Source organism: Pseudomonas sp. B707, from assembly GCF_022496685.1.
In the GTDB taxonomy this organism is placed as follows: domain Bacteria; phylum Pseudomonadota; class Gammaproteobacteria; order Pseudomonadales; family Pseudomonadaceae; genus Aquipseudomonas; species Aquipseudomonas paraglycinae.
The window spans coordinates 366,478-379,212 of sequence record NZ_WTVE01000035.1 but is presented as its reverse complement, the minus strand read 5'-3'; the positions used below and the strand labels follow the sequence as shown (position 1 = coordinate 379,212).

Below are 12,735 nucleotides of genomic sequence, written 5' to 3'. Positions count from 1 at the left end.
TTTTTTTAGGCACGGGTATTGCTACGTCCCTCGCAACGTTCCGTTTAACTGACGGTCAGCCAAGCGAGAGAGCACAATGCCCCAAGCCTCCCAGATGTCTTCTGTTCCCGAGTCCTCGGGGCAACTGCCGTCCGTAGAGCAGGCGAGCCGCCAGGGGCTTGAGCAGGCATTCGCCCTGTTCAACCAGATGTCGAGCCAGTTGACCGACTCCTACAGCATGCTCGAAGCCCGGGTCACCGAGCTCAAGGGCGAGCTGGCCGTAGTCAGCGCCCAACGCATGCAGGAACTGGCGGAAAAAGAACGCCTGGCCAACCGTCTGCAAAACCTCCTCGATCTGTTGCCCGGTGGCGTCATCGTCATCGACGGTCACGGCATTGTGTGCGAGGCCAATCCGGCCGCCATCGATCTGCTGGGCCTGCCTCTGGAAGGCGAGCTGTGGCGCCATGTCATCGCCCGTTGCTTCGCGCCTCGTGAAGATGACGGCCACGAAATTTCCTTGAAGAACGGTCGACGCCTGTCGATTGCCACCCGCTCGCTGGATGCCGAGCCGGGGCAGTTGGTGCTGCTCAACGACCTGACTGAGACCCGTCACTTGCAGGATCAGCTTGCGCGCCACGAGCGACTGTCTTCCCTGGGTCGGATGGTCGCTTCGCTGGCTCATCAAATTCGTACGCCGTTGTCCGCCGCCTTGCTGTACGCCAGTCATTTGACCGAGCAGGAACTGCCGGTCGCCACCCAGCAGCGTTTCGCCGGTCGCCTCAAAGAGCGTCTGCACGAGCTCGAGCATCAGGTGCGCGACATGCTGGTGTTCGCTCGCGGAGAATTGCCGCTGACTGATCGCATCACGCCCAATACCTTGATGCAGTCGTTGCAGGCCGCGGCGCTGACCCATGTGCAGGATCTGCCGATCCGCTGGCAGTGCGACAGCCATGCCGGTGAGTTGCTGTGCAATCGCGACACGCTGGTCGGCGCTTTGCTCAATCTGATTGAAAACGCCATTCAGGCGAGTGCCGGCGAGGTACGTCTGAAGGTGCATTGCTATACCCGCGACAACACCCTGCGTTTGTGTGTCAGTGACAGCGGTAGCGGTATTGATGCGGCGGTGCTGGCGCGGCTGGGCGAGCCGTTTTTCACCACCAAGGTTACCGGGACCGGCCTGGGCCTGACCGTGGTCAAGGCCGTGGCACGTGCGCATCAGGGAGAATTGCAGCTGCGTTCGCGGGTCGGGCGCGGTACGTGCGCGCAGGTCATCCTGCCGTTGTTTTCTGCTGTACAGGGAGCTGAGTGAAGGTCATGGGCATCAAGGTTCTGCTGGTCGAGGATGACCGCTCGTTGCGCGAAGCGCTGGCCGATACGCTGTTGCTGGCCGGTCACGACTATCACGCGGTGGGTTCGGCCGAAGAGGCGCTGAACGCCGTCGAGCGCGAAGCGTTCAGTCTGGTGGTCAGCGACGTCAACATGCCGGGCATGGACGGCCATCAATTGCTCGGCCTGCTGCGCGCGCGACAACCGCAATTGCCGGTGCTACTGATGACCGCCCATGGCGCGGTCGAGCGCGCGGTCGATGCGATGCGTCAAGGCGCGGCGGATTATCTGGTCAAGCCGTTCGAGCCCAAGGCTCTGCTGGATCTGGTGGCGCGTCACGCCTTGGGCAGCCTTGGCGTGAGTGATACCGAAGGCCCGGTCGCGGTCGAGCCCGCCAGCGCTCAATTGCTGGATCTGGCAGCGCGGGTCGCGCGCAGTGATTCCACCGTGCTGATTTCCGGCGAGTCCGGCACCGGCAAGGAAGTGCTGGCGCGCTACATCCACCAGCAATCCCATCGCGCCAGTCAGCCGTTCATTGCGATCAACTGTGCGGCGATCCCCGACAACATGCTCGAAGCCACCCTGTTCGGTCACGAAAAAGGCTCGTTCACCGGCGCCATCGCGGCCCAGGCCGGCAAGTTCGAACAGGCGGACGGCGGCACCATTCTGCTCGACGAAATTTCCGAAATGCCTCTGGGCCTGCAAGCCAAGCTGCTGCGGGTGTTGCAGGAGCGGGAAGTGGAGCGGGTCGGCGCCCGCAAGCCGATCACTCTGGATATCCGCGTGGTAGCGACCACCAACCGTGATCTGGCCGGCGAAGTCGCGGCGGGGCGATTCCGTGAAGACCTCTATTATCGTCTGTCGGTATTTCCGCTGGCCTGGCGTCCGTTGCGCGAGCGCACCGCCGATATCCTGCCGCTGGCCGAGCGTCTGTTGGCCAAACACGTCAATAAAATGAAGCACGCGATGGCGAAGTTCTCGCCCGAGGCGCAAGCGTGCCTGATCGGTTATCCGTGGCCGGGCAACGTGCGCGAGCTGGATAACGCGGTCCAGCGGGCCTTGATTCTCCAGCAGGGCGGGTTGATCCAGCCGCAGGATTTCTGTCTCTCCGGGCCTGCGCTGTTCGCCCCGTTGCCGTCGGTTGTGCCGGTTGCGCCGGTCATTCGTGAAGTCGAAATCGAGGCGGATTCGGCCGGTGCGCTGGGCGATGACCTGCGTCGCCGCGAGTTCCAGATGATCATCGACACCCTGCGTACCGAACGCGGTCGACGCAAGGAAGCCGCCGAAAAACTCGGCATCAGCCCGCGCACCCTGCGTTACAAACTGGCGCAAATGCGCGATGCGGGCATGGATGTCGAAGGCTACCTGTTCGCCACCTGACGGGTGGCGCAAACGTTTGAAACGGCTTTTCTGAAAGCGGTGCCCATGAGCTGGCACCGTTGTTGCTAACACCTGAGTACCCGCCGAGTGAGTGTCAAAAAATTGCGGGCCGCCCAAGAGAGTAGACCATGAGCCAAGGTATTGAATTTAATCGGTTGATGATGGACATGAAGGCCATGCAAATGGACGCCATGTCGAAGCCGAAATCGATTGCCGCTGCCCCTGAAGTGGCAGGCAGCAGCTTTTCCGACATGCTCGGTCAGGCCATCAACAAAGTCAGTGATACCCAGCAGGCGTCGACTCAGTTGGCCAACGCATTTGAAATCGGCAAGAGCGGCGTCGATCTGACGGACGTGATGATTGCCTCGCAAAAAGCCAGCGTGTCGTTCCAGGCTCTGACCCAGGTGCGCAACAAGCTGGTTCAGGCTTATCAAGACATCATGCAGATGCCGGTTTAAGGACGAGATTGAGTCATGGCAGAAGCAGTCGCCGATAACGTTCCGGCCAAGGCCACCCCGATAGACGGCAAACCGCCGCTGTTCGGCCTGTCCTTCCTGGAAAACCTCTCCGAGATGACCGTGCTGCGTCAGGTGGGCCTGTTGGTCGGCCTGGCCGCGAGCGTGGCGATTGGCTTTGCCGTGGTGCTGTGGTCGCAGCAACCGGACTACCGGCCTCTGTACGGCAGCCTTGCCGGCATGGACGCCAAGCAGGTCATGGACACCCTGGCCTCCGCCGACATTCCCTACACCGTCGAACCGAATTCCGGCGCCTTGCTGGTCAAGGCCGATGACCTGTCCCGTGCGCGGCTCAAGCTCGCGGCCGCTGGTGTCACTCCCAGCGACGGCAACATCGGTTTTGAAATCCTCGACAAGGAACAGGGTCTGGGCACCAGCCAGTTCATGGAAGCGACCCGTTATCGTCGCGGCCTCGAAGGCGAACTGGCCCGCACCATTTCCAGCCTGAACAACGTCAAGGGCGCGCGCGTTCACCTGGCGATCCCGAAAAGCTCGGTGTTCGTGCGTGACGAGCGCAAGCCAAGCGCTTCGGTACTGGTCGAGCTGTACTCCGGTCGTTCGCTGGAGCCAGGTCAGGTCGTTGCCATTATCAATCTGGTGGCAACCTCCGTTCCCGAGCTGAGCAAATCGCAGATCACCGTCGTCGACCAGAAGGGCAACCTGCTGTCGGATCAGGCGGAAAACTCCGAAATGACCATGGCCGGCAAGCAGTTCGACTACAGCCGTCGCATGGAAAGCATGCTCACCCAGCGCGTGCACAACATTCTGCAACCGGTACTGGGCAACGATCGTTACAAGGCTGAAGTCTCGGCCGACGTCGATTTCAGTGCCGTCGAATCGACCGCCGAGCAGTTCAACCCGGATCAACCGGCCCTGCGCAGCGAACAGTCGGTCAACGAACAACGCACCGCCAGCAATGGCCCGCAAGGTGTGCCGGGTGCCCTGAGTAACCAGCCACCGTCGCCCGCTTCGGCGCCGCAGACCACCGGTGGCGCAGCCGCGCCGGCGAGCATGGTGCAGCCAGGTCAGCCACTGGTTGATGCCAACGGTCAGCAGATCATGGACCCGGCCACCGGCCAGCCGATGCTCGCGCCGTACCCGGCGGACAAGCGTCAACAATCCACCAAGAACTTTGAGCTCGACCGTTCCATCAGCCACACCAAACAGCAGCAGGGTCGCCTGAATCGCCTGTCGGTGTCGGTGGTGGTGGACGATCAGGTCAAGATCAACCCGGCCAACGGCGAAACCACCCGTGCGCCGTGGAGCGCCGACGAATTGGCGCGCTTCACTCGTCTGGTACAGGACGCCGTTGGCTTCGACGCCAGCCGTGGCGACAGCGTCAGCGTGATCAACATGCCGTTCTCCGCCGAGCGCGGCGAAGTGATCGCCGACATTCCGTTCTACTCCCAGCCATGGTTCTGGGACATCGTCAAACAAGTGCTGGGTGTGTTGTTCATCCTGGTGCTGGTGTTCGGCGTGCTGCGTCCGGTGCTCAACAACATCACCGGTGGCGGCAAAAGCAAGGAGCTGGCCGGTCTCGGCGGCGACATGGAACTCGGTGGCATGGGCGGTCTGGATGGTGAACTGTCCAACGATCGCGTCAGCCTCGGCGGCCCGACCAGCATTCTGCTGCCGAGCCCGAGCGAGGGTTATGACGCTCAGTTGAACGCAATCAAGAGTCTGGTGGCAGAAGACCCGGGTCGTGTGGCCCAGGTCGTGAAAGAGTGGATTAACGCAGATGAGTGATAACCGAGCCGCCGTCGCCAAACTGTCCCGGGTCGATAAAGCCGCGATTCTGCTGCTGTCCCTGGGTTCGACCGATGCCGCACAAGTGCTGCGCCACATGGGCCCCAAAGAGGTTCAGCGAGTCGGCGTGGCCATGGCCCAGATGGGCAACGTCCACCGTGAGCAGGTCGAGCAGGTCATGAGCGAGTTCGTCGACATCGTCGGCGATCAGACCAGCCTGGGCGTCGGCTCCGACGACTACGTGCGCAAAATGCTCACCCAGGCTTTGGGTGAAGACAAGGCCAACGGCCTGATCGACCGCATTCTGCTGGGTGGCAACACCAGTGGCCTCGACAGCCTGAAATGGATGGAGCCGCGCGCCGTTGCCGACGTGATCCGTTACGAGCACCCGCAGATCCAGGCGATCGTGGTCGCGTACCTCGATCCGGATCAGGCCGGTGAAGTGCTGGGCAACTTCGACCACAAGGTGCGTCTGGACATCATCCTGCGCGTCTCGTCGTTGAACACCGTGCAGCCGGCCGCGCTGAAAGAATTGAACCAGATCCTCGAGAAGCAGTTCTCCGGCAACTCGAACGCCTCGCGCACCACCCTGGGTGGCATCAAGCGGGCGGCGGACATCATGAACTTCCTCGACAGCTCGATCGAAGGCCAGCTCATGGACTCGATCCGCGAAGTCGACGAAGACCTGTCCGGTCAGATCGAAGACCTCATGTTCGTGTTCAACAACCTGGCCGATGTCGACGACCGCGGGATCCAGGCGCTGTTGCGCGAAGTGTCTTCCGATGTGCTGGTGCTGGCCCTCAAGGGTTCGGACGAAGGCGTCAAGGAGAAGATCTTCAAGAACATGTCCAAGCGTGCCGCCGAACTGCTGCGCGACGACCTCGAGGCCAAGGGCCCGGTGCGCGTCAGCGACGTGGAGACCGCGCAGAAGGAAATCCTCACCATCGCCCGCCGTATGGCCGAAGCCGGAGAAATCGTGCTCGGTGGCAAGGGCGGCGAGGAAATGATCTAAGCCCATGGACAAGCATGACGACGATGTGACGGACCTGATCCGTGCCCGGGACGTCCGTGGTTTCGAATCTTGGGCGTTGCCCAGCTTCGACCCGCCGAAACCTGAGCCCGAGCCGGAACCGGAGCCTGAACCGCCGGAAATGGAAGAGGTGCCGCTGGAGGAAGTCCAGCCACTGACTCTGGAAGAGCTCGAAAGCATCCGTCAGGAGGCCTACAACGAAGGCTTCGCCATCGGCGAAAAGGAAGGCTTTCACAGCGCCACCCTCAAGGTGCGCCAGGAAGCCGAAGTGGTCCTGACGGCCAAGGTCAACAGCCTTGAGCAGCTGATGGGCCACCTGTTCGAGCCCATCGCCGAGCAAGACACCCAGATCGAAAAGTCACTGGTCGACCTCGTGCAGCACATCGCCAAGCAGGTGATTCAGCGCGAACTGGCCATCGACTCGACGCAGATCGAACACGTCATGCGCGACGCCCTCAAGCTGCTGCCGCTGGGCGTGGGCAATGTGCGGCTGTACGTCAATCCACAGGATTTCGAACAGGTCAAAGCTCTGCGCGAACGTCATGAAGAAACCTGGCGCATCGTCGAAGACGAATCCCTGCTGCCGGGCGGTTGCCGGGTCGAGACCGACCACAGCCGGATCGACGCCAGCATCGAAACCCGCGTCAGCCAGGTCATGGCCAAGCTGTTCGACCAGTTGCACGAACAGGCCCTGCACCCGGCCGCGCCGGACCTGAGTCTGGATCTGCCGGAGTCGCCAAAACCGGCACCGGTCGCAGATGAGCCGCTCGCGGACGCCCCCGATGCGCCTTGAACGCACCAGTTTCGCCAAGCGCCTGAGCACCTACGCCGAGGCCACCGAAATCGCCGGTGCGCCGATTCTCGAAGGGCGCCTGCTGCGCATGGTCGGCCTGACGCTTGAAGCCGAAGGCCTGCGCGCCGCCATGGGCACCCGCTGCATGGTGATCAACGACGACACCTATCACCCGTCCCAGGTTGAAGCCGAAGTCATGGGCTTCTCCGGCAGCAAGGTGTTCCTGATGCCGGTCGGCAGTGTGGCTGGCATTGCCCCGGGTGCCCGCGTGGTGCCGCTGGCCGACACGGGTCGCCTGCCGATGGGCATGAGCATGCTCGGTCGCGTGCTGGACGGCGCCGGACGTGCGCTGGACGGCAAGGGCGGCATGAAGGCCGAAGACTGGGTGCCGATGGACGGCCCGACAATCAACCCGCTCAACCGTGACCCGATCAGCGTGCCGCTGGACGTCGGTATCCGTTGCATCAACGGTTTGTTGACGGTCGGTCGCGGCCAGCGTCTGGGTCTGTTCGCCGGTACCGGTGTCGGTAAATCGGTGCTGCTCGGCATGATGACCCGCTTCACCGAGGCCGACATCATTGTCGTCGGCCTGATCGGTGAGCGGGGTCGAGAAGTTAAGGAATTCATCGAACACATCCTCGGTGAAGAAGGCCTCAAGCGTTCCGTGGTGGTGGCGTCGCCGGCGGACGATGCGCCGCTGATGCGTCTGCGCGCGGCGATGTACTGCACGCGGATCGCCGAGTATTTCCGCGACAAGGGCAAGAACGTCCTGTTGCTGATGGATTCCCTGACCCGTTTCGCCCAGGCCCAGCGGGAAATCGCCCTAGCCATCGGCGAGCCGCCGGCGACCAAGGGGTATCCGCCGTCGGTTTTTGCCAAATTGCCGAAACTGGTGGAGCGCGCCGGTAATGCGGAGAAGGGCGGGGGTTCGATCACCGCGTTCTACACCGTATTGTCCGAAGGAGATGACCAGCAGGACCCGATCGCCGACTCGGCGCGTGGTGTGCTCGACGGCCACATCGTGCTGTCGCGACGCCTGGCCGAAGAGGGCCATTACCCGGCCATCGATATTGAAGCCTCGATCAGCCGGGTAATGCCCGCGGTGGTGTCGCCGGAGCACATGCAGCGCGCGCAATACTTCAAGCAGCTGTGGTCGCGCTATCAACAGAGCCGCGACCTGATCAGCGTCGGCGCCTATGTCGCGGGCGGTGACCGCGAGACTGACCTTGCCATCAATCTGCAGCCGCAACTGGTCAGATACCTGCGTCAGGGTCTCAACGACAACATCAGCCTGGGTGAAAGCGAAGCGTATCTCGGCACGATTTTCGCCCCGGCGGCCGGCGGGTAACCGGTCATGGCCCTGAGTCGAGCCGCGCGTCTGGCGCCGGTGGTGGACATGGCCGAGAAGGCCGAGAAAACCGCCGTGCAACGCCTGGGTTACTTTCAGGGGCAGGTGAAGGTGGCCGAGAGCAAGCTCGCCGACCTGCATGCCTTTCGTCTGGATTACTCCGAGCAGTGGATCGTACGCGGCAGCACCGGCGTGTCCGGGCAGTGGCTGCTGGGTTTTCAGGGCTTTCTGGCGCAACTCGACACCGCCGTCGATCAGCAGCGCCAGAGTCTGCAATGGCACCAGAACAATCTGGACAAGGCCCGCGATGCCTGGCAGCAGGCATTCGCCCGGGTCGAAGGTCTGCGCAAGCTTGTACAACGTTATCTGGATGAAGCGCAGCGCGCCGAAGACAAGCGCGAACAGAAGCTGCTGGACGAGTTGTCTCAGCGTTTGCCGCGCCACGAGGCGTTTTGACGGGCAGATCTCGCACAGATCCCGACGCCATCGCGCCTTGCCCATGGCCCCTTCAGGTGCTAAACCTTGTACAGGTTCGTCAAATGACAAGGAAGCCAGTACATGTCAGTCGTTACAGAAGTGTCTGCGGACAAGAAAAAACTGACGATTTCGGTCAAGGGGCGATTCGATTTCGCCAAGCATCAGGAATTTCGCCAATCCTACGAAAAAGAGCAGCCCGAATCTGTGATTGTCGACCTCAAAGAGGCGACCTATCTCGACAGTTCGGCGCTCGGCATGCTGCTTCTGCTGCGTGATCATGTCGGCGGTGACGACTCGGAAATCCGCGTGGTCAACAGCAGTTCCGACGTGAAGAAAATCCTCGCCATCTCCAACTTCGACAAACTGTTCGACATCAGTTGACGGCCATGCAGCCGCAAGAGCCGCTGACGATCCTGATTGCCGAAGACAGCGCCGCTGACCGGCTGTTGTTGTCGACCATCGTCCGTCGTCAGGGGCATGAAGTGCTGACGGCCACCCACGGTGCGGAGGCGGTCGAGGCATTTATTCGACAAAAGCCGCATCTGGTGCTGATGGACGCCATGATGCCGGTGATGGACGGGTTCGAAGCCGCACGCCAGATCAAGAACCTGGCGGGTGAGAATCTGGTGCCGATCATCTTCCTCACGTCGCTGACGGAAAGTGAAGCGCTGGCCCGCTGCCTTGAGGCTGGCGGTGACGACTTTCTGGCGAAGCCCTACAACCAGGTGATTCTCGCCGCCAAAATCAAGGCGATGGATCGCTTGCGGCGTTTGCAGGCCACGGTTCTTCAGCAACGCGACCTGATCGCCAAGCATCACGACTATCTGCTCAACGAGCAGCGGGTCGCCAAGGCTGTATTCGACAAGGTCGCGCATTCCGGTTGCCTGAGCGCGCCGAATATCCGTTACCTGCAATCACCCTATGCGCTGTTCAATGGCGACCTGCTGTTGGCGGCCTACACGCCTGCCGGCGACATGCATGTGTTGCTCGGTGACTTCACCGGTCACGGCTTGCCGGCGGCGGTCGGCGCCATGCCGCTGGCCGAGGTGTTCTATGGCATGACCGCCAAGGGTTACGGTCTGGCCGAGACCCTTCGGGAAATGAACGCCAAGCTCAAGCGCATCCTGCCGGTGGACATGTTCTGTTGCGCGACGCTGTTGTGCCTGAGTTTTCAGCGGCGCTCGGTGGAAGTCTGGAACGGCGGCATGCCCGACGGTTATCTGCATTGCCTGGCTACCGGGGAGCGCAAGCCGCTGGCGGCTCGGCATCTGCCGCTGGGCGTGCTCAGCCCGCAGACCTTCGATGACCGCACCGAGGTTCACTCGATGGCGGTGGGCGATCGGGTGTTTCTGCTCTCCGACGGGGTCATCGACACCTGCGATGCCAACGATCAGTTGTTCGGTGTCGAGCGCTTGCACCAGGTGTTCGCCGCCAATCGCCAGCCGGATCGGCTGTTCGAGGACATCGAGCAGGCCTTGCAGGACTTTCGCGGTGAGGCCCGGGACGATGTGAGCATGGTCGAGGTCAGCCTGCTGGAAATGGCGCAGGTCAATCCATCGGCACCGGTGTATTCCGACAGTGGTCAGTCGTGTCCGCTGGACTGGTCGGTGAGCTTCGAATTTCGCGGTGCCACGCTCAAGCGCTTCAATCCGCTGCCTTATCTCTTGCAGTTGCTGCTTGAGGTGCATGGCTTGCGGGCGCAGAGTGGCGCACTGTACAGCGTGCTGGCCGAGCTTTATTCCAACGCGCTGGAGCATGGCGTGCTGGGACTGGATTCGAGCCTCAAGCGCGATGCATCGGGTTTCGCCCGTTATTATGAGCAACGCAATGCGCGTCTCGAGGCCTTGCAGGATGGTTACGTGCGCGTGCATTTGCAGGTGCGGCCGGAAGGCGAGGGCGGTTGTCTGGTGGTGCGGGTCGAAGACAGCGGCCAGGGATTCGATGTCTCGCGCGTGATGGAGCGGCCGCTCGACGGTGTCCGTCTGTCGGGGCGCGGAGTCAGTCTGATCCGGCAATTGGCGCGTAATGCCAGCTGGTCAGACGATGGTCGCAGTGCTCGCGTGGAGTTTTTCTGGGAGGCTCTGGCATAATCCGCGCATTCTTGATCAAGGAGTGAACAAGTGGCTGATACACATGTGGACCACGAAGCGCTAAGCGTGCTGCGGGAAGTGATGGAAGACAGCTATCCGGAACTGCTGGATACCTTTCTTGCCGATTCCGAAAATCGCCTGCGGGAGTTGCAGCAGACTGCCGATGCCGACGCATTGTCTTCCGTTGCGCACAGCTTCAAGGGCAGCAGCAGCAACATGGGTGCGACCCGTCTTGCGGTGCTGTGCCAGGAGCTGGAACAGCATGCCAAAGACAAAAGCCCTTCTGAAATCATCAAACTGGTCGCCGACATCCATAGCGAATTCGCCGATGTGCGGCCCGTTTATGTCGCCGAGCGGCAGCGCTCGCTGACGCACTGATTCTGCCGTCGGGCGGTTTTGCCGGAATTCTGGCGAAACTGGCCCGGCACTTGCAGTCATCTATCCCAACTGTACCTACGATCCCAGTGCAGCGGAGACCGTGCCATGCCTGCAAGCCCCAACATTCTTCTTCAGACCGCCGCCCAGGCCAAGGCGCAAGCTGCCTCGGCCAAATCATCGGCAGTGGCCGCAGAGCCCGGGGACAAGGCCTCCAGCTTCGCTCAGGTGTTCGCCGATCAAGGCCCGAACAAGCCCTCGGTGAGCGTCGACAATTCGGCAAAACCTGCCCGTGACAAGGTCGCCGACAACAGCGGCAAGAAAGACCTCGGCAAGGATCAGTCTGCCGCCCCGGAGCCGGCGGTTGCCGATAGCGGCAAAGCCTTGCCCGCCGACAAATCGGCGACGGCGGCAACGGACGACAAGACCGCTACTGATGATGAGACTGCCGATACCGCAACGACTCCTGTTGTCGACACAGCACCGGTGGATCCGGCACTTGTGGTGGCGGTAGAACCTGTCGTTACCGCACCGGTAGCCGTCACCCCTGTCGTCGATACCGCTGCGAAACCGGAAACCGATCAACCTGCCGTGGCGGCATTGCCGGGTATGGTCAAGGATCCGGCGCCGGCCACTGATCCTGCTTTCGACCCCGAGGCGGATCCGCTGGATTCGCTGCCTGCCGTGCGCATGGCCATGGAGCAGAGTGGTCACATTTCCGCTTCCAGTCAGTCCCAGCCCAAGGCCACCCCGGCCCAGACTCAGGGTGACGGCGAATTGACCTCGGCGCAGACCTTCGCTGCCGGCATGGCCAGCATGCTCGATGTGCAGGCTGACAAGGACAGCACCAGTCAGGGCGGTGAGAAGGCGTTCAGCGGCCTGATCGATGACGGCCTGAAAGACCTGAAGACCGCCACAAGCGACACTCGTGTCGATGATTTCGCCAACCGTCTGGCGGCGCTGACCCAGGCTGCCACGCCGAAAACCGCCAACGCGGTGCCGGTGAACCAGCCGATTGCCATGCACCAGAACGGCTGGACCGAAGAAGTAGTCAACCGGGTCATGTACCTGTCGAGCAACAACCTGAAAGCGGCTGACATCCAGTTGCAACCGGCCGAGCTCGGACGTCTGGATATCCGGGTGAACATGGTCCCGGACCAGCAAACCCAGGTGACCTTCATGAGCGCGCATCCGAGCGTGCGTGAAGCCCTCGACGGTCAGATGCACCGCCTGCGGGACATGTTCAATCAGCAAGGCATGGGGCAGGTCGACGTCAACGTGTCCGACCAGAACCGTGGCTGGCAGGGTCAAGGCCAGGAACAGGCGCAGCAGGGGCAGGGCGGTCGCACCAGCGCAGCCGGCGGTCGCCTGGATTCGGCTGAAGAAGAGTTGACGCCGACAGCCGTGGCTGAAGCGGCGGCCACGGCCACTCACGTGATCGGCTCCAGCGCCGTCGACTACTACGCCTGATCAAATCAAAAGCCCCTCACCCTAGCCCTCTCCCGGAGGGAGAGGGAACTGATTGGGGATGCTTGAGATGCTCGCTAACCTGATTGTTTGGGCTGAATCCAAGTCGACTCGGTGCCTCAGGTCGATATATCACAACAAGACAACTCGATCGGCTCCCTCTCCCTCCGGGAGAGGGCTGGGGTGAGGGTTGCTTTTGACTTCAGCGT

Annotated in this window: 12 protein-coding genes; all 12 read left to right on the top strand. The window is 62.0% G+C overall.

Annotated elements, in window-relative coordinates:
• The first annotated feature begins 94 nt into the window (after positions 1–94).
• The 12 genes from GQX66_RS26925 (at position 95) to GQX66_RS26870 (ending at position 12,529) form a co-directional block, all read left to right on the top strand.
• Positions 95–1,288 carry an ATP-binding protein gene (locus GQX66_RS26925; RefSeq protein WP_165369548.1) on the top strand — a complete coding sequence of 398 codons (1,194 nt, stop codon included), beginning with the start codon at positions 95–97 and terminating at the stop codon, positions 1,286–1,288.
• 5 nt (positions 1,289–1,293) lie between these two features.
• The gene (locus GQX66_RS26920) at positions 1,294–2,685 is read left to right on the top strand and encodes a sigma-54 dependent transcriptional regulator (RefSeq protein ID WP_134022259.1); all 1,392 of its coding nucleotides are present in this window, start codon (positions 1,294–1,296) and stop codon (positions 2,683–2,685) included.
• 128 nt (positions 2,686–2,813) lie between these two features.
• Positions 2,814–3,143 (top strand): flagellar hook-basal body complex protein FliE, encoded by a 330-nt coding sequence (fliE, locus tag GQX66_RS26915; RefSeq protein ID WP_007958292.1) that lies wholly within the window; start codon positions 2,814–2,816, stop codon positions 3,141–3,143.
• A 15-nt stretch (positions 3,144–3,158) separates the two neighbouring features.
• The gene (fliF, locus tag GQX66_RS26910) at positions 3,159–4,946 is read left to right on the top strand and encodes a flagellar basal-body MS-ring/collar protein FliF (RefSeq protein WP_007958290.1); all 1,788 of its coding nucleotides are present in this window, start codon (positions 3,159–3,161) and stop codon (positions 4,944–4,946) included.
• Positions 4,939–5,958 carry a flagellar motor switch protein FliG gene (gene fliG / locus GQX66_RS26905; RefSeq protein ID WP_007958288.1) on the top strand — a complete coding sequence of 340 codons (1,020 nt, stop codon included), beginning with the start codon at positions 4,939–4,941 and terminating at the stop codon, positions 5,956–5,958. The genes fliF and fliG overlap by 8 nt, the downstream gene beginning before the upstream one ends.
• Positions 5,959–5,962: 4 nt before the next feature.
• A complete protein-coding gene (gene fliH, locus GQX66_RS26900) occupies positions 5,963–6,769 on the top strand; it encodes a flagellar assembly protein FliH (protein WP_240872034.1) in 807 nt (268 codons plus the stop codon).
• The gene (fliI, locus tag GQX66_RS26895; RefSeq protein ID WP_085605786.1) at positions 6,759–8,117 is read left to right on the top strand and encodes a flagellar protein export ATPase FliI; all 1,359 of its coding nucleotides are present in this window, start codon (positions 6,759–6,761) and stop codon (positions 8,115–8,117) included. The genes fliH and fliI overlap by 11 nt, the downstream gene beginning before the upstream one ends.
• A 6-nt stretch (positions 8,118–8,123) precedes the next feature.
• A complete protein-coding gene (gene fliJ / locus GQX66_RS26890) occupies positions 8,124–8,573 on the top strand; it encodes a flagellar export protein FliJ (protein WP_007951935.1) in 450 nt (149 codons plus the stop codon).
• A gap of 102 nt (positions 8,574–8,675) precedes the next feature.
• Positions 8,676–8,975, top strand: coding sequence for an STAS domain-containing protein (locus GQX66_RS26885; RefSeq protein ID WP_011333053.1), 300 nt, complete (start codon positions 8,676–8,678; stop codon positions 8,973–8,975).
• A gap of 5 nt (positions 8,976–8,980) precedes the next feature.
• Entirely contained in the window at positions 8,981–10,684 is a 1,704-nt protein-coding gene (locus GQX66_RS26880; RefSeq protein ID WP_102717469.1) for a fused response regulator/phosphatase, read from the top strand.
• A gap of 30 nt (positions 10,685–10,714) precedes the next feature.
• A complete protein-coding gene (locus tag GQX66_RS26875; RefSeq protein ID WP_085747108.1) occupies positions 10,715–11,062 on the top strand; it encodes an Hpt domain-containing protein in 348 nt (115 codons plus the stop codon).
• A gap of 105 nt (positions 11,063–11,167) precedes the next feature.
• A complete protein-coding gene (locus tag GQX66_RS26870; protein WP_240872033.1) occupies positions 11,168–12,529 on the top strand; it encodes a flagellar hook-length control protein FliK in 1,362 nt (453 codons plus the stop codon).
• Positions 12,530–12,735 lie beyond the last annotated feature (206 nt).